Below are 18616 nucleotides of genomic sequence, written 5' to 3'. Positions count from 1 at the left end.
ACGGAGGGCGCGGGAGCCAACACCGAGAACGCGCGCTCCACCGCCGCCTTCACCAGCCGTTGCTGCTCCACCAGGTGCTCGTGGACCAGTCGTTCAATCTTCGATTCCAGCGTCGCAGTGGGTTTCGTTTGCATCCGCCACGGGTTGCACACCGCGACGACGGCCTCAACACCACCCCTGAACGGTTACGCCGGCATGTAGTCGAAGTCCCAGGAGCCCTGCTCCCAGTCAAAGCGAATGGGCGTCTTGCAGACGTCGCGGCCATCGCACTCGCGCAACTCGGTCAACAGACTGCGCCGACTGACGGCGCCGGGGTGGTACTGCAACTTGTAGGAGCGCAGCAGGACCGTGGAGACCGTGTTTCCACCTGGAGAGAGGCCCGGGCCTTTCATGTTGATGCGTGACAGCCGGAAGTCGCGTCCGACCTTCACGCCGGAGAGGTAGCCGGTGAAGGTATCGGGCCGGGACTCGTACTCGAAGGTGACCTCACGTCGTCCGTCTTCGGCGGTGACCGGCGTCGAACCGGGCTCCGGGTCGACGGCATCACCGCGGAAGCTGGAGTAGACGATGCGTGATGGTCGATGCCAGGCGACGGACGTCGCGTCAACGGCGGGCGCTTGGTCATAATACACATCCATTTGGTTGCCGAAGCGGTCCTTGATGGAGGCGAGCGCCCAGGTGATGGTCGCGACACCTGAGTCGGTCGTCTCGATGTTGCCTGTCTCGAAGATGCCTGTACCGAAGACATCATCGACGGTCTCTCGCTTGAATCCCCTGTGAAAGCCCCGGAGGAGTGCGTCATCTCGCGACGCTCCCTGGACCGTGGTCGCGCGCCCGTAGGTTCGGATGAGCCCATCGCGTCCACGCACCTCGAAGGTCTCTGGATTGGCGGGCATGTTGCTGTCGGGGATGCGGATGGTGGCGTAGGCATCCTGCTCCAGCTTGAATGCACGAGTGCCAGCAGGCGCCAACCGCGCGCCGTCCAGGCAATAGACTCGCTTGTAGAAGTCGAAAACCTGGTTATCCGACGGGAGCAGCCAATGGCGGAAGTCCACGGCCTGGAGGATGCCGTCGCGCGCGAAGGAGTTGGGGCAGAGGGTGATCTGAGACAGGCCTGCCAGATTGAAGCCTGGGCCGAGCAGTCCGTCACTGCCCTGGCTGTCATAGACGATGGAGAGTGAGGGTTGGATTCCCGCACGTCCCGGGGGAACCCAGAGCGGAATCGAGACGGCGGCCGAGCCGTTGGCCGTCACGTTCGCTGTGAAGGGGGTGATGCCAGGAGCTTCGGGCGTGGCGGAGGTGGTGGCGAGAATCGTGTCGGGGCGCAGCTCGAAGGGAATGGTGTCGAGCGCCGCACGGGCACGCACGACCTCCGCGGAGTTTCCCTCATTCGAGGGTGAACCTGCGGGCACGCAACTGCTCAGCAACTGCGTGCCGTAGAAGAACAGCGTGAGGTTCGCCGCGAAGCGCTTGATGCGTCCCGGAGGGCGCGGGGATTGAGAGTCGTGTCTCATGATGGATGTTCACGAAAGAAGAATGCGGGTTATTGGCAGAGGGACTGGTCGCAGACGTTGCCTTCGTCGGGCGACCCCGAGCAGTTGTTGTCGACTCCGTCGCAGACCTCGACAGCGCCTGGCTTCATGTCAGCCCGGGTGTCGTCACAGTCGCCTGGAGTCCGGGATGTATTCGCGGGCTGTCGACAGGCGCTCAGGGGCTCCCAGTTGGCGCCATGGCCATCATGGTCCTGGTCCGCGAAGAACTGGACCCAGGTGGACGTGTCGCTGGCGTCATCGGGCGAGCCATTGCAATCTTCGTCGAGGCCGTTGGCACAGACCTCCGCACGAGGCTGTCCTGGAACGCAGACACCATGGTCTCCCCATTCGCACACCTGCCTTGGAGGTTTGCCGTCCTCGGTCTCTTCCTCCCAGCAACCCATTGCGCATGCGGCAACGCTGCGAATGCAGGCACCGACGCCGCACGTCTTGGGCGGAACGTCGTCCACCTGCCCGTTGCAGTCGTTGTCGACCTGGTCGCAGGACTCCGTCTGGGGAGGACGCGGTGTACAGGTCTGCTCGGCGCCGTTGACGCAGGACTGGATGCTGGCCGCGCAGGCTCCCACACCACAGTGCTTCAGAGCACCTGGGCGCACCGCTGCGTTGGCATCGTTGCAATCCAGGCCGCTGGAGGACGTCCCGGCAGGCAGGCTGCAACTGGTTCCAATCGGAGCCCCCGCTCCATGCCCATCACCGTCCCCGTCGCGATAGAGCGTCAGCAGGACGCCTTCATCAGTGGTCCCATTACAATTGTCGTCCGCTCCGTTGCAGACCTCGGCTCGAGGCGTGCCCGGCTGGCAGATATTTGCTCCCCAGGTGCACACCTCAACGGGCGGTTTCCCATCGCGGGGCTCCTCCCACTCACAGTGGTTGGCGCAGGCCGCCACGGTTCGCTGGCAGAAGCCCACACCACAGGAGACCGGCGGCAGGTCATCCACCAGTCCATTGCAGTTGTTGTCGACCTGGTCGCAGACTTCCGTGGTCGCGGGCTTGGGGATGCAAGCTGACTCGGCACCGTTGACGCATGCCGGGATGCTGTTGGTGCATGCTCCAATCCCACAGGACTTGAAGGCGCCGGGCTTGATGGATGTCGAGCCATCGTTGCAGTCCGTGGCATCCGTGACGTAGCCGGCAGGCTTTCCGCACGCATCCTTCCAGTTGCCTGGGGCTCCGAAGCCGTCGCCGTCCGCGTCGCGGTAGTACCTCACCCATTGCCATAGGGAGGAATTGTTGTCGTCACAATCACTGTTGTTGGTGACCCACCCCTGGGCAAGGCAGCCTTGTCGTCCAGGGCCGGCGCCTTTCTGGTCTCCATCCGCATCTCGATAGAGGGTGAGGGTGACTCCCTCGTCGATGAGGTCGTCGCAATCGTTGTCGAGCCCATCACAACGTTCGGGCTCGCAGACCTCCGGCTGCGGTTCGCAGCCGTTGCAGCCCATGGGGACCGCGCTCGTTCCCGCATCCAGTGAGAGCGGTGTGGCTGCTGGCTGCGCTGCCAGCGTCGGAAGAGCCATGGTGATGGCGAGGAGTGCGAACCGACGGGCATGGAGGTGCCACTGCCGCGTGTCGGCACAGGAGGTTCGAGGCATGGTGGGCTTTCAGAGCTGGCGAGGAAATCGTCTCGCGAGACGTCTGGCTGCAGGCCGAACCTGCCCGGCTCCCGCCGGTGGAGGACTCAGCGGTCGCCAGATGCGCTCGCGGTGTCCACGTGTTCAGCAATGGACGTGCCGAGAGCTCTTGGGGGCGCGTGCCCACATTGCGGGCGGGCAGTCCGTCCACGGGGCTGGACGTGCATCCAGCCGGCGCTGGGTGGGCAAAGACCTACGCTGAGATCAGCTTGGCTCCTCTGGGCACGAATGGCTCATGACGGCCAATGCGCTGCCAGCGGGCAGTCAGGGGAGCGGCTGTCCGGGCCGGGCCCGCAGCAGGTCCTCACTGATGGACTTGAGCGCCGAGAAGCGGAGGCCCCGGTAGACGAGCTGCCCCGCGACGCGTGCCGCCGCTTCAGGGAGGTCGCTGAGCCGCACGGGGTCCGTTGGTGCGGCGGTGAGTTGATAGAGGCCACCGTGGAACGAGGAGTCGAAGGCGTAGAGCCCTCGCGCTGCCATCTGTTGCCAAGGGTCCCCAGGTTCGGAGAGCTGCCCAGGTTCAGGTACTGGCTCCGTGCACGGCGCCATGGACCGGATGACGGAAATCGCCTGGTCGTGTGCGTGGACGTCCTGGAGGAACTCGTCCGGCGCATAACCACCGCCCGCGGTGCTGAAGAAGCCTACGAATCCTTCCTGGTCGCAGGCCAGCCAGTCGTACTCAAACCCCTGAATGGAATCTTGGGTCTCTTGGGCCATGGGGGTCTTGTCGGCTGGCGTCGGGTTGGATTGGAGGGACTCAGCGTGACGATTCGGACCGCAGCGGGTCCTCGCGCAGGATTCGCTGGTGCCACTCCAGGGTCTGACGCAAGTGCCACGCCTCATTCTCCTCCAGGGTCAGGCCCTTCGGGATTGATGCATCAAGCTGCTGAGCTTCGCCATGGAGCTGCAGGAATGTCGCGCGCCACTCCCAGCTGTCGAAGCACGTCAGGTGGAAGCATCCATCGGAATAGGTCCACAGCGAATGTCCGCGTGGAATGAAGGCCGGGAACATTCTCAAGTCATTGGTGGACTTGAAGATGCGCTCACAGATGCGACACATGCTGTGTCCCGAGAAGAAGTGTGCCATGGCGGAAATACTCCCCAGCGTCACCTTGTAGAGAGCGTATCGGGCTGGGCGTGGCCCGGCTTCGTGCCTCTCTCACACTTAATGTGGTGCCCCTCGGGCGTAAAAGGGAAATGCGGCGAATTGCCGACCGACGCCATTGGGCGGGGAGGTCAGGTTTTGCTCCGTCGTCCCCCGTACCGAGCTGCTCTTTCAGCCGGTATGGTTATCGAATCGTGTTTGCATCCTCTTCATTGTACAGGTCGAAGACGGTGCCCTTGCCATACTTCTCCTGGAGAAGCACGTAGGCCTCGTCACCGTCGGTTGCCATCACGGTTACCGGTAGACCAGGCTGAGTCTGAGCGCGGCCCCCGAGCAGGATGATTGCTCGATACTCTCTCAAGTTCTTTTCGGTCATTGGGAGCCATCTACGAGAAGATTGAAGCGAGGACTCCTCGGCGCAGATGGGGGGCCTACGTACCTCCTTGCGTGTTCGAGTTCCTCTATCAACGTGCGGAGCTTCTCGAAGCGTGGCCAGGCTGCCACATGGGCCGAATGGAGTCGATTCCTCACGAAATGGGGGAGTGAGGCGCCAAGTGTCTCATTGATGGCCTCCTCACAGATGCCGCACTTGTTTCCGCGAATGAATGCCATGGCTACACCGGAGGCTACTTGGAGAGGAGAGCGGCGCACTTCGCTGGCGCTCACGTTGAGTTGATGGACCCGTAGCTTCTCGGGAGCTTGCATGCGAGGTGCTCAGAGCGCATAGCGGTCCGCGTACTCGGGGCGCAGCGTACCTCGATACCAGCCATCAAACGAGTCGAAGACCTGAGTTGGCTCACCCGTCCGCTGGCCGAACCAGGCAAGGCGCCCGTCAATCGGGTGAAAGGCGGAGAGACCGAGGCCGACATGGAAGACGACCCAGTCGGGCGGAAGTCCTGCCCTCCGACAACTGGAGGTGACGCCGTCGATGTCGTCTCCGGTTGCTGGCTCTCCAATGGGGGAGAGAAGCGTCTCCGTTTCAAACGCCTCTCCGCCTCCCGTCGACGACCAGAACCGCAGCAAGTCCGGTGGGACACTTCCGTGTCGCATGGCCCAGTGGCGGAGCGTGTCCTCGGGTAGGGGACTCCTCCAGCGGAACAGCAGGGGCCGCTTCACGGCATCTGTCTCGATGGCGCTGGTGGGACTCAAGGGGCTCCTCCCGAGGGCTGACCTGTAGCCCCAGCGACCAGCATACCCACGTGAGTCCAGGGCTGGGACGTGCTTCGACCTGGAACCCCTATATGGAGGTCGACACGGAGGAGGTGGGAGGCGCGGCCTGCGGCGCACGCCTGCCCTTCGCTCACGAGCGCCGTCGATAGAGCTTCAGCGCTTTGCCTCAGGCTCGAAGCGGGCAAGGAAGACCTTGAACTGCAATGAGACGAAGATGGGGCGCGGGGCCACCAGTGAGGTCCGTGCGAGCATCTCGAACATGGCCGCGTCGGACTCGATGGGGCGAATCTCCACCATGCGCTTGCGCCGATTCTCCAGCGCCTCGGAGGGGACTCCATGGGCCCGCAGCCGCCGGAACTCCACGTTCGTCAGCTCGGGGTCATTGCCGACGCGGCAACCCACGACGAAGGGCGCTCCGGGCTTGAGTCTTCGGGTCACCTCTCGCAGCAACTCAAGGCGGGCATCCGCTCCCTCCACGTGGTGCAGCACCCCCATCATCTGCGCGCCGTCGAAGAGTGGGCCGGGAGGCAGGGTCTTCAGCTCGCCCACGTGCAGGTGCGTCCGAGAAAGCAGGCCCTCGGTCTCCAGGCGCCTACGTGCGACATCGAGCATGGCCTCGGACGGGTCCACTCCCGTGAAGCGCCAGCCGGGGACATCGAAGCGCAGATAGGGCAGCAGCTCCGTGCCCGTGCCCATGCCCACGAAGAGCAGGGAGGCGGCCTCCTGCCCGTCGAGCTGGGCGGTCAGCGCACTGACACCGAGTTCATACATGGCCTGGGCGCCGGCGAGATTGATGGCGGCCTGGGCGTCGTAGTGGGCGGCGCGGTCGGCGCCGAAGCCCGGCACGATGTGGTGGGCGGAGTGCTCGGCGTGTTCATGGGCCATGACGTGTCCTCGATGAGCCCGCTGGAGGCGGGACATTGTTCGAGGATGCGCGTCGGGAGGCCAGGCCGGTAGGGCGGGGATTCAGGCCGCATCGGCGGATTGTCTGGCGAGTTCGGGCTCGCCGCCTTCATCCAAGGCTGGCTCCGGGCCGGCAGGCAGAGCGGCAGGAGAGGGGTGGCATGCCGAGTCGGAAGATGCCGGCCACCCACGCGCGAAGGGCCACTGAAGGCGCGATGGTCAGGACATTCGCGCGAGGTGCTTGCGCGCGACGGCCTCTGTATTCTCCTGGACGCCCAAGGCAAGGGCCTTGTGAAGGAGCGCCGCGCACGAACGAGCATCGTCGTACGGGATTCGTTCACCGGGGGCCATCCTGTTCAAGTCGAGCAGGATGAGGAGGATGCGTACGGCAGTCTCCCTCAGTCCGCGCTCTTCGTAAATGCAGAGGCTGGGGAGTGCTCTCGCAAGACGTGTCCGGTCCCAATGTCGCATCGTGAATGCCATCGAGAGCGCATTTGCGAGTTGACGCGTTGACCCGTCACGCTGCTCGACGATGCTCATCACGAAGTCGAAGCCCTCGGCCTTCAGTGAGGTGAACTCACGCTCGACTGGATAGGAAAGGCCGCCAGCCCTGGCCAGTTCCGCCTTGAGCCGTCGCCAGGGAGATCTGGGACGGAGGTCGCCGAGTGGCGCCAGGACCCGGTGACGACAGCTCCGCGGAAACACCACATCCAGCGAATAGGCCTCCCCAGGCCGCCAGCTCCGGGAGGCCTCCTCCAACACGCGCACGTAGGCACCGAGGTCTTCGGTGGAGAGGGTGGGAAGTTCGTGGTGGAGGAGGGAGATCTTTCCTGCGGGAAGCCAAGAGAGGTCCCTGAGCGCATCCGAGAGCGCGTCCCAGTTCTGCCCGAAGTAGGCTGGCAACCGGAGCGCTGCTTCGAGCGCGTTCATCAACTGCTGCTTGCTCGAGATGCCGGCGGAGATGCGTCCGACATGCGCCCCGGCGGGCTGGAGTTCTCCCGGCTTCTTGACGAAGTGAAGTGGCATGGGTGCGCTATCAGCTCACGTAAGAAAGCTCAGGATATTCCAGGCACCATGACTCCGTGCAACGTCCGGGCCATCAGGCCTCCTTGATGCGCCGATCCAGCGCCCGAAGTAGGCATCGCCGAATCTCGGCAAGATGGGGCGGACCGCGTGCGCCACGACCGCTCACGTGCGCAACGCATCGCGCGACTGGAACCCGGCCTCACAGGTAACACGGCGGGCCTATGAGTCGGTGAGATGACTTCGACTTTGAGGTCCTTCGCGTTCGCGTCCGTGCTCTCCCGTTCGCCTGTTCTGACTCAAGCAACTGCTCCGCATATCAGCCCGCTATTGGGGCCAACATGCGGAGCCAGAAGACCTTCTCCCTGTGAATGGCTCGCCCGGTTAAAGGGCCGTAAAAATGTGCTTGAGAATGCTCACCGATGCACCAAGAGGCATGACCTCCCTCTGACTTCATCGGCGTCGAGCGGAACTCTGGCTTCTACGGCCCGCAGCCCTGGCTTTCCTCTGCCCCCCATTCGCTCTGACTCAAGGTGAATAACGCCTTTTGAGTGCCCATCAACGAATAGTTCGGCTTCGCATGGAGCCAGCACGGATGGCAATCCCGATTGCAGGTGCCCCACGAACACCATCACGCCAGTGCCGAGCACGAAGACGTCTTCGACGCTCAACGTGAACGGAGAGATCTCGCGAGAAGTCTTCACAAACCGGCCTCCATCAGTTGCTGCAGTGCGGCTACATCCGGTCCACTGAGACCGAGCATTCGCTGATGCCGTATCATGAAGCTCTTCACATGGGTTTCAGCTTTTGGGACGCCAAGGCGCTCAATGATGCCTAGCCGCCACTGCGTCCCATGAAGGAACTCTTCGAGAACGGCGGCTTTACTAGGATTCTCGCGCAGAAGGATGTGCGTGAGGTCGGGCCCGCCGACGTTCGCTTCGGCCCCAATGTAGTCAAGGTAGCGAAGCTCTTCGCTCCCCGGGGTAGCAAAGTCGACCGTCCTGCCCTGACTCCGAATGCTGGATATCAGCTCGGGCGAGGCGCGTTCGACCCCCATCGCGAGGTTTGAGCTATTAAGCGACAGTCCCTTTGCGGACCGCATCGCCTTCGCCATGCCACCACGGGCAGTCCTTACGGCGCCTCGAAGGGAGGATGCGATTCCTCCTCCCGATTCGAGGGCGGAAAAAATGCTGGCGCCAGAGGCGAGCGTGTAGAAGGTCGCCTTCCCCGATGCGACGACGCAGCCGCCGACAGCGCCGCTCCCGCATGCCGACTTTGCATCCAGGACGCTCTGTCCCGCTGACACGAACGGGATGAACTCGTTGATGGCGAAGCTGGCCGCCGCGAGCTTGCTGACGGGCGCATACCTGTCATAGGCCTCCGAGGCCGCGACCATCGACTCGAGCTGTCCCTTGGCCATGGACATGCTGAGCCGGCAGTTGAGGTCGAACCCACACGGGACCTTGTCCGCGATGGTGTTCATCGCGCCCGAGGCAGTGGTCAGCAGCGACGTCAGGCCGGACCTGGACGAGCCCGAGCTCTGACCGATGTCGTTGCTGTGACGCGCATCGGGTTGGGTCCTCGTGTCGTCGAGGGACTGGACGCTGGGCACCTTGAAGTCGACGCTGGGCAGGTACAGGGACGGGCCCGGCATGGACAGGTGCCGCTCCAGCGCGCTCATGATGAAGCTCTGGTTCGACTGGGGCGCTCCCGTCCAGCCACTCCCCCACGTGCTCACCAGACTTCCCCCATAGGGCGTGAAGCCGCTGGGGTCGGTGTAGCGGGTGGGGTTGTTGAGCACGTACGAGTACGCGTTGTACGCCTGCGTGGAGCCTGGCTCGGCGATGACCGGGTCCACGCTGAGGAACTTCATCAAGCGAGGGTCGTAGATGCGCCCGCGCATGTTGATGAGACCCAGCTCGTCATCCTGCTCGTGCCCGGTGTAGCCCCTGCGCGCGCCCGAGTGGTTCGTCGTGGAGGCCTGGGCGAGGTTCGTCGCCTGGCGCTTGCCACCGAAAGGCTCGTACTTGATGCGCTCGAGGACGGTGCCCGAGGCGTCGGTGACGGTGTCGGGGCTGCCCTGTGGGTCGTTGAGGAAGTAGCGCGTGGACTCGGAAGTGGAGCCTTCGTTCCACGACAGCTCGGCGACGACACCCTCGGGGCTGGGGATGCTGACGATGTGGGTGACCGTCAAACCCTGCTTGCGGCGCTGATAGAGGCCGCCGACGTAGACGGTCTCCTCCAGGCCATCATCGGAGCGCTTGCGGACCCGCGTGCCGGAGGCGTCGTAGTCGAAGAGGACGGTGCCACTCGACGAGGTGATGTTCCCGGGCAGGTTGAAGGGGGTGTACTGCACCGAGCGCACCAGCGCGCCCTGGGCATCGCGAGTCGCGAGCTGGTTGCCGCGGTGGTCGTACTCGTAGGTGAAGGACTCGGCGCCGAGCTGGGCCTGCTTGACGGCGTGAGGTCCACCCGAGGTTCCGCCCGTGTACTGGAGGTTCGCGGAAGGCTCCCAGCCGGAGACGGGCGAGCGGCTGAGCATGTTGCCGAGCTTGTCGTACTGGAACTGGACGTCGAGCGTCTGGCAGTTCTGCTGCACCTTCCAGTGCTCGAGGCGGTCGAGCGCGTCGTAGGTGTACTTCTGCGTGACGCCGACCACGAGGTCATGACGCGCGGCGAGGTTGTCATTGGCCGTGTATTCGTAGGCCAGCCGCTGGACCTCGGTGAGGTTCTTCTTGGCCTCGGTGAAGCGCAGGCGTCCCTGGGTGTCATAGCGGAAGGCACGCGAGACACCGTTGCCGTAATGCGCCGTCTTGAGCCGGCCCGCACTGTCCTTCTCGTAGGCCCTCCAGTAGTTCGTGAAGTAATTGGGGCGATAGACGTTCGAGAGCTCACCCTGGTTCGTGTACGAGTAGCCAATCGAGAAGGGCTGGCCGTTGAGCTGCGCGGGGTAGGTGAGGCGACTGACCCGGCCGTAGTCGTCATACTCACGACCGAGGTCGAGCGTGGTGCCACCCACCTGCTGGGAGATGCCCGTCTCGCGGCCGAAGGCGTCGTAGAGGTAGCGGGTGTCGACGAGTCCGCCAGGGTTGCCCACCGGCGTGCGGCTCGCATGGGTCAGTCGGCCCTTTCCGCCCGGCCCCTCGTCATACCAATACCGGAGCGACTCCTGCTCGTTCGTGGCCACGACGACCCGGCCGAGCAAATCCCGCTCGAACGTGGTCGTGAGGCGACCGGCCGCGCCCACGGGAGCATCCGAGTGGCCCTTGAGTTCGCCGAAGGCGTTGTAGACGAAGAGCCGCGTCCCCGCGTTGGGGTCGGTCGTGCGCTCCAGTCGCCCCTTGGCGTCATAGAAGCGGGAGCTGCGGTGATTGGCCGGGTCGTCGGTGTGCTCCAGACGGCCGAAGGGGCCGTAGGAGTACGTCATGGTCGCTTCCTTGGCGGTTCCCACGGCCTCGGTGGCCTGGGTCATCAGTCCCCGGAAGTCGACCAGCGTCTTCTTCACCTGCCCGAGCGCATCCGTGGACATCGCCTGCGAGACGTAGGGCGCGGGCGAGACGTAGCTGAAGCTCTCGACGAGCCTGCCGGAGAGACCCGTGGTGCCATCGCCGAAGCGGCGCGCGGTGACGCGGTTGAGCGCGTCGTACTCGTGGATCTCCCAGGTGGGCTGTTCGGAGCTGGTCCGCGGGCTCTCCGTCCTCACCACGCGCCCGAGGGCGTCGTAGGTGAGCGAGGAGGTCACCGGCTGACCATCCATACGCGAGGACTCGGTCGTCACCGGACGGCCCAGGGTGTCGAACCGGGTGATGGTCTCATCCACCGTCCCGCTCTGGGTGGCGACCCGCGCCCGGTGCCGCGGCAGCGTGCCTCCCCACTCGTAGAACGTCTCGACGATGGACTTGTTCGCGGGGGCCACCGAGGGCCCCTGGTACAGCGGCGTCACGATGCGCTGACGGCCGAAGCCGTCGTACTGGAGGCGCACGTGGACACCGTTCGGGTCGGCTGTCTGGGCGAGGACGCCCAGGCCCGGATGGAAGAGGTAGCGCCAGGTGAGGCCCTCTGCGTCCGTGGTGGTGGCCAACTGCGTCTGGTCGCGGCTGTCGTAGGTCACGGACTCGCTGCGAGTGATGCCATTGGCCCCGTGCTGGGAGACCTTCTCGACGAGGCCCTTGGCGCCGCGGTCGAAGACCGTCTTGAGGTACGTCTCCGAGGTGGTGGCGGTCACGGCCTCACCGAGGAACGACGGCTCGTTCTCGGCGCTTTTGACCTGACCGTGCGACTCGTATTCCACGTGCTGCGTGCGAACGTTGGCGGCATCGGGCGGTCCCGAGCAGCCGACCCCGGGTGCCCTGGCGCAGGACATCCAGGACGTGGTGACGACCCAGGTGCCTTGGGACAGCCAGTCGGCGGTGTTGAAGTTCGGCGTCGTGATGGACGTCACCTGCTCGGTCGTCGCCGCGCCGTGGGTGAGCACGGTCTGCGACACCGGCGTGCCGTGGGCATCCAGTGAGGTGAGCGTCTCCGTCTCGGAGACCACCGTCGCGGAGCCGTTCTTGATTTCGCGACCCGTCTCGACGACGCGCGTGGCGTACTGCTGGTAGCTCGCGGTGTGGGGTTGGGTCGTGCGTGCGTACGTCCACTGACGCTTCGTCTCGAGCCGCGTGTTCGCGTCGAGCGGCACCTCGGTCAGCTCCTCCGTCGGAAGATGAGCCAGGGGCGCCATGGCCCTGCGCTCCGCCCCCTCCACCGAGGAGACGTTGTCGTAGGTCGTCGTGGTGCGAGTGCCCGTCGCCTCGTCGATGACGATGTGCTGACCGAAGCCCTTCCAGCCCAGGCCCCGCGTGTCGGAGAGCCCGGTGCGATAGAGATGCCGCCAGCTCCGCATGCGCTGCTCGTTGGAGTGGATGGACATGCGCGAGACGACGCGCATCGACTCGGGCGCCAGGCGCAGCCACGGCTTCGTCGTCGTCTCCGTGTAGCTCTTGGCGTAGAAAGGCTCGCTCGGTGTGACGGCGCCGTGCGGGTTCTCCTGGGAGAGCGGCGCGTACTCGAACGAGTAGCTCAGGCCGGAGTAACCCTGGTAGGTGGCGAGCTGGATGTTGCCGTGCACCCGCTTGAGCTCGTCCACCGGCTTCTGACGGCGCGCGATGCGCAGCTCGTTGCCCACGCGATAGGTGAAGTCCAGGACACCGTCGTTGTTGACGTCGACGACCTGCGACCACTCCTTGTTGTCCCCGCTGGGGACAATCGACAGGTTCATGAGCTGGGTGAACTGCCCCTGGGGACCCGCCAGCAGCAGTTGGACCGGCGAACCCTGCCGGAAGATGGCCAGGTCCACACGGCCATCGCCGTCGAAGTCGCCGTGCTCCGTCTTGGCGCCCAGCAGCACGGTGGTGAAGCTGCTGGGGAGCACCGTCTCCCGCACCTCGGCGAAGCCCTTGCCGGTGTTGAGTTGGACCAGGAGCTTGAGGCTGCTGTCGGTCGCCACGGGCTGACCCAGCGTGACTGCGTCCTGGAGGCCGTCACCATTCACGTCGATGAAGTCGAAGGTGAACGCGAACAGGTTCGGGAAGAACGGCGACCAGTTGGCGGGCTTGCGCAACGTGGTCCGTACGACGTGCAGCTCGCCAGCGGTGGAGGTGCCCGAGGAGACCTCCCGGAAGCTGACCGCATCCAGGTACGTGCTCCCGTTCGTGCCCAGGCCCACCAGGCTCATCTTGCCGGTGCCATCCAGGTCCGCCACGCGCACGCCGATGCGTGAACTCTGGTTGTAGACCGTCGGTGACTTGGAGTTCGCCCTGCTGGTCTGCACCGAGGGCGGCCGGAGGGTGGTGGGAATGGGTTTGTCGACAACGACACGACGCGTGATGGAAGGGTCCGGGATGGTCGGATTCTGGAGGTCGTCCTGGTGGCGCCCCACCCACACGCGCTCATTGCGCCGGTCACCATCCACATCCAGCCAGTACTGGGGATTCAGCTCGGTCCCGACGACATAGAGAGCATCGTTCTGGGGATCGACTTTGTGGCCGTACACGGGAGTGTAGAAGGGACTCCCGTCGAACAGGCCCCAGCCACACGAGAGCCCGACCACGGTGGAGCGGCCTGAACCATCCCAGTCCGTCACCAGGGGAAAGAGATTGCGGTCCGCGCGATTGCCACAGAAGTGGTTCGAGCTTCCGCCGCCGACAGGGTTCCCATCATTGTTGAAGTAGGGGTACCAGACGACGTGACCGCTGCTATCAGAGGGAGTGAGTGTGGTGGAGGTGGCGTCCGGATACTGCAACAACCGCATCCGGTCCTCCCAGTGCTGCACGGTGTAATCCGTGGGATTGTTGTAATCGTTCTCGTCCTTGAGGACGGAGCCCGTGAAGTACGCGAGGCCCTGACGGCCGGCGCCCAGGCCGAAGGCACTGAGCCCCGCGCCCGCCTTGGCATTGCTCACGTTGATGGTTGGCAGGTAGTCGAACTCCCAGGAGCCCTGCTCCCAGTCGAAGCGAACGGGCGTCTTGCAGACGTCGCGGCCGTCGCACTCGCGCAGCTCGGTCAGCAGGCTGCGCTTGCTGACGGTGCCGGGGAAGTACTTCAGCTTGTAGGAGCGCAGCGGGATTGTGGAGACCGTGCTCGCACCGGGAGCGAGGCCAGGGCCTTTCATGTTGATGCGCGACAGCCGGAAGTCGCGTCCGACCTTCACCCCCGAGAGGTAGCCGGTGAAGGTGTCCGGCCTGGACTCGTACTCGAAGGTGACCTCACGTTGGGCGTCCTCGACGGCGACCTCCGGTGCTTGGGTCTCCGGGTTGACGCCTTCGTGGCGGAAGCTGGTGTAGGTGATGCGCGACGGGCGATGCCAGGCGACGGAGTTCGCGTCGACGGCGGGCGCCTGGTCGTAATACACATCCATCTGGTTGCCGAAGCGGTCCTTGATGGAGGCGAGCGCCCAGGTGATGGTCACGACACTTGCGTCGATTGTCTCGATGTTGCCTGTCTCGTAGGTTTCTCCGAGGACATCGACGGTGCCTCTCTTGAAGCCCCTGTGAAAGCCCCGGATGCGCGCGTCGTCTCGCTGGGTCCCGGAGACCGTGGTCGTCTTGCCGTAGACGCGGATGAGTCCATCGCGTCCGCGCACCTCGAAGGTCGCCGGGTCGAGGTGGCTGTCGCCGCTGGGAATGCGGATGGAGGTGTACGAGTCCACCTCCGTCTTGAACTCATACGTGCTGGGACGCACCAGTCGCGCGCCATCCAGACAATAGACGCGCTCGTAGGCGCCGGGTCCCGACGGCAGCACCCAGTGGCGGACGTCCGCGGCCTGGAGCCTTCCGTCGCGCGCGAACGAGTTGGGGCAGAGCGTGATTTGAGACAGGCCCGCCAGGTTGAAGCCCGGACCGAGCAGCCCATCACTGCCCTGGCTGTCGTAGACGATGGCGAGCGAGGGTTGAATGCCCGCGCGTCCCGGGGGAGTCCAGAGCGGAATCGAGACGGCGGCCGAACCATCGGCCGTCACGTCCGCGGTGAAGGGCGTGATGCCGGGCGCCTCGGGGATGGCGGAGGTGGTGTCGAGAATCGTGTCCGGACGCAGCTCCAAGGGAATGTTGTCCGTCGAGGTGGACCGGGCACGTGAGGATTCCACGGCGCCATTGCGTTCCGAGGGCGCGCCCGAAGGCACACAGCTGCTCAAGAGCTGCGTGCCATAGAGGAGCAGCATGGTGTTCGCGGCGAACCGCTTGAGGCGTCCAGGGGGACGCGGAGAGCGTGAGTCGTGTCTCATGTGAAATGGACCAGGATGAGTCGAAAGGGGTTACTGGCAGAGGGACTGGTCGCAGACATTTCCTTCGTCCAGCGACCCCGAGCAGTTGTTGTCGATGCCGTCGCAGATTTCAGCGGCACCTGGCTTCGTGTCGGCCCGGGTGTCGTCACAGTCGCCTGGATTCCTGGACGTGTTCGGAGGCTGCATGCACTGGGTCGTCGCGTCCCAGTGGGTGCCGTAGCCGTCATGGTCCCGGTCTGGATAGAAGGTGGACCACTTCGAGCTGTCGCTCGAGTCATCGGCGACGCCGGTGCAGTCCTCGTCGATGCCATTGGCGCACGCTTCCGGAGTCGGAGTGCCCGGCGTGCACGTGCCGTACTCACCCCACTCGCAGAACTGCTTGGGCGGCTTTCCGTCCCCGACCTCGACCCACTCGCACAGATTGCCGCATGCAGGCGCGCTTCGCTGGCAGGCGCCCAGTCCGCAGGAGATGAGGGGAAGGTCGTCCACCTGCCCGTTGCAGTCGTTGTCTTCCTTGTCGCAGATCTCCTGATGCGGGGCGTACGGCGTGCAGGGCTGCTCCACGCCGTTGACGCAGGCCTGGACGCTCCTGGCGCAGGCACCGACGCCGCACTGCTTCATCGCTCCGGGCTTCACCGCGGCGTTCGCGTCGTTGCAGTCCAGGCTGTTGGTGGCGGTGCCGCCGGGCGCGCTGCACGCGCTGCCGAGCGGAGCGCCGGCGCCGTAGCCGTCCCCGTCGTTGTCCCGGTAGTACGTGAGCAGGACGCCTTCATCCACGGTGCCGTTGCAGTTGTCGTCCGTGTTGTTGCACGTCTCCGTGGAGGGAAAGCCCGGCTCGCAGGCGTTGTCTCCCCACGTGCACACCTCCTTGGGTGGCTTGTCGTGTCCGACCTCCACCATCTCGCAAGTGTTGCCGCATGCCGGAACGGTGCGCTGGCAGGCTCCGGTGCCGCAGGAGATGGGCGGAAGGTCATCCACCTGGCCGTTGCAGTTGTTGTCGACCCTGTCGCAAATCTCGGGGGAGGCCGCGTAGGGGACGCAGGCCTGCTCCACGCCGTTGACGCAGGCCTGCACACTCCGGGCGCAGGCTCCTACTCCACACTGCTTGTTGACTCCCGGCTTGACGGTGGAATTGCCGTCATTGCAGTCGGTGGCATCCGTGACGTAGCCAGCAGGGCGGCCACAGGCGTCCACCCAAATGCCGGGCGCGCCGTAGCCATCTCCGTCCGCGTCCCGGTAGAACCGCCCGCCCTGCCATACGGCGGCGTTGGAGTCGTTGCAGTCGTTGTTGTTGAGCGCCCAGCCCGGCTCCAGGCAGCCCTGCTGGCCTGCCCCCGTGCCATGCCCGTCTCCGTCCGCGTCGCGATAGATGGTGCGCCTGAGACCCTCGTCAATCTGGCCGTCGCAGTCGTTGTCCACCCCGTCGCAGTACTCCGGCTCGCAGTTGGGGTCTGGCTCACAGCCAGGGCACTCGGGAGGAATCAGCTGTGGCCCCTCCGGCTGGGAGCTGATGGCGGAGCTTGTCGCGGGGGCGGCGAGGGCGGCGGGTCCCAGGGCCAGCAGCGTGAGCACTGTCAATAAAGACGTGCTGAGACGCCACGGCCATGCGTGGGCCTCGGGAGTTCGAGACATGGAGAACTTTCGTGGTGAGCGAGGAGAGACTCGCGGCCAGGGATGCGGGTTGGGGGGCACCCCTCCATGGCGAATACGCAGCGACGCATCCAACCGGGTCGTGACATTCCGTCGATGCGGGCGTCGACGACACATCGGGACAGCGCGTGCGCGCGCTCTCGCCATGCGCGTGAATGCGCGGCACCGCGCGAGGAGCGACCAGGCAGGCGTCTTGTTTCAGCGGGGGACTACGGGTGCGGCTGTCGCCACTCCGGCCGTCTGCGCGCGTAGATCACGAAGGGCACGGCGGCCAGGGTGAACACGAGTCCTCCGAGTCGCGCCACATAGGCGATGGGTTGTTTCACCTGGAGCTGCTTGGGGGGCACGAAGCCCACGATGAAGGCCAGGGTGCAGGACACGATTCCCACCCAGGCAAGCAGGGGCAGGGCGGGGGCCCGGTAGCCTCGCGGGACGTCGGGGCGCGTGCGACGCAGCTTCAACGCCGACACGAACAGCAGCCCATACATGGGGATGTAGAGCTGTGTCGTCATGGCCGCGAGCGCCCAATAGACTTGATTGACGTCCTTCGCGACGAAGAACGCCAGGGCGAGCAGCGCCACCAGCACGGTCTGCGTGGCCAGGAGCGCCGTGGGAGTGCCATGGACGTTGGTGCGCTGGAAGAACGGCGGCAGCAATCCCTTGCGTCCCACCAGCAACAGGCTGTGATTGGGGCCCAGTATCCAGGTGAGCACCGTGCCCAGCGTGGCGAGCAGGAACAGCAGCGCGAAAACCGACGCCACCCGCTTCAATCCATACACAGACAGGTACGTCTCGAAGGCCTGGATGAGCCCCGCGCTCAAGTCCAGGTCCTTGCTCTGGACGGCCACGGCGACGCCCAGCGTGGAGAACACGAAGATGAGCGTGGCGAGCAGCGCCATCAGCACCATGGCCTTGGGGTAGCCATGGCGCGCGTCCTTCATCTCCCGGACGTGCACCGCGCTCACCTCCACGCCGCCGTAGGCGAGGAAGTTGCCCACCACCAGCACCAGTCCGCCGATGCCGGACCACGGCGGCAGGAAGTGACTCGCCTCCAGCGGCGTGGCCGACGCGTGGCCCCCCAGGAGGTACAGCGCCGCCAGCACCGTCAGCAGCACCGTGGGGAACACGAGTCCCAGCACCACGCCCCACACGGAGAACCGCGAGGCGTGACCGACGCCGCGTATGGCCACCGCCGCGCACAGTCCGAAGCCCGCGAGCACGAAGACGCCATTGAACGGGCCGCTGCGCGCCAGCTCCGGCGAGACGACGTACGCGAGGTTGCCCGCTGCGAAGGACAGCAGCAGGGGATAGAAGATGACGTTCTGCACCCACTGCTGCCATGCGGCGCAGAACGCCCACTTCTCCCCCAGGGCCTCATGGACCCACGTGAAGACACCTCCGGGCCAGGTGCTGCCCAGCTCCGCGGCGATGAAGGCCGCGGGCAGCAGGAAGACCAGCGCGGGGATGAGGTACAGCACCACCGAGCCCAGCCCGTACTCGGCCATCGCCGCGACGTTGGTCAGGTTGATGACGGCCGAGGCCGACAGCAGCCCCATCGCTGGCCAGTTCATCCCCTGACCAGGGCGGCTCGCGGGGGAATGGGGAGACGGCCCTGTCATGTCGGTCTACCTCTCGCCAGGGAGTTCCCAATGACGCTGCCGTGCGTCAAGGGAGCCACCTCGCACGACGTGCGCGATTGAATGTCCGGCCCACCGCGATGGGGTGTGCAGCGCGTTGCCTCGCACCCCGGGCAGTCCCGAGCGTTGGCTGTCATTCCTTTTCCGCGCCACCCCCGACGCCTGTTCCTCTAGGCTGCCCGGCC

General features: G+C 65.2%; 10 protein-coding genes. All 10 read right to left on the bottom strand.

The window, feature by feature from the left end:
* Window positions 1–185: 185 nt before the first annotated feature.
* On the bottom strand, window positions 186–1514 hold the full coding sequence (locus LZ199_RS29520; protein ID WP_253997117.1) for a SpvB/TcaC N-terminal domain-containing protein: 1329 nt from the start codon (window positions 1512–1514) through the stop codon (window positions 186–188).
* Between the two features lie 29 nt (window positions 1515–1543).
* Window positions 1544–3142 (bottom strand): putative metal-binding motif-containing protein, encoded by a 1599-nt coding sequence (locus LZ199_RS29515; RefSeq protein ID WP_253997116.1) that lies wholly within the window; start codon window positions 3140–3142, stop codon window positions 1544–1546.
* Between the two features lie 303 nt (window positions 3143–3445).
* Window positions 3446–3898, bottom strand: coding sequence for a hypothetical protein (locus LZ199_RS29510; RefSeq protein WP_253997115.1), 453 nt, complete (start codon window positions 3896–3898; stop codon window positions 3446–3448).
* Window positions 3899–3938: 40 nt separating this feature from the next.
* On the bottom strand, window positions 3939–4268 hold the full coding sequence (locus LZ199_RS29505; RefSeq protein ID WP_253997114.1) for a hypothetical protein: 330 nt from the start codon (window positions 4266–4268) through the stop codon (window positions 3939–3941).
* 732 nt (window positions 4269–5000) lie between these two features.
* A complete protein-coding gene (locus LZ199_RS29500; protein ID WP_253997113.1) occupies window positions 5001–5435 on the bottom strand; it encodes an SMI1/KNR4 family protein in 435 nt (144 codons plus the stop codon).
* 174 nt (window positions 5436–5609) lie between these two features.
* Complete coding sequence (locus tag LZ199_RS29495) at window positions 5610–6341, bottom strand: methyltransferase (RefSeq protein WP_253997112.1); 732 nt, start codon at window positions 6339–6341, stop codon at window positions 5610–5612.
* A gap of 237 nt (window positions 6342–6578) precedes the next feature.
* The gene (locus LZ199_RS29490; RefSeq protein WP_253997111.1) at window positions 6579–7385 is read right to left on the bottom strand and encodes a barstar family protein; all 807 of its coding nucleotides are present in this window, start codon (window positions 7383–7385) and stop codon (window positions 6579–6581) included.
* A 697-nt stretch (window positions 7386–8082) separates the two neighbouring features.
* Entirely contained in the window at window positions 8083–15144 is a 7062-nt protein-coding gene (locus LZ199_RS29485) for an RHS repeat-associated core domain-containing protein (protein WP_253997110.1), read from the bottom strand.
* A gap of 30 nt (window positions 15145–15174) precedes the next feature.
* Window positions 15175–16716, bottom strand: a complete 1542-nt coding sequence (locus LZ199_RS29480; protein ID WP_253997125.1) for a putative metal-binding motif-containing protein — start codon at window positions 16714–16716, stop codon at window positions 15175–15177.
* A gap of 287 nt (window positions 16717–17003) precedes the next feature.
* Entirely contained in the window at window positions 17004–18365 is a 1362-nt protein-coding gene (locus LZ199_RS29475) for an amino acid permease (RefSeq protein ID WP_253997109.1), read from the bottom strand.
* Between the last annotated feature and the right edge of the window lie 251 nt (window positions 18366–18616).

Source organism: Myxococcus qinghaiensis, from assembly GCF_024198215.1.
In the GTDB taxonomy this organism is placed as follows: Bacteria; Myxococcota; Myxococcia; order Myxococcales; family Myxococcaceae; genus Myxococcus; species Myxococcus qinghaiensis.
Note: the sequence above shows the minus strand (reverse complement) of the source record. Positions and strands in the feature narration are given on the sequence as shown.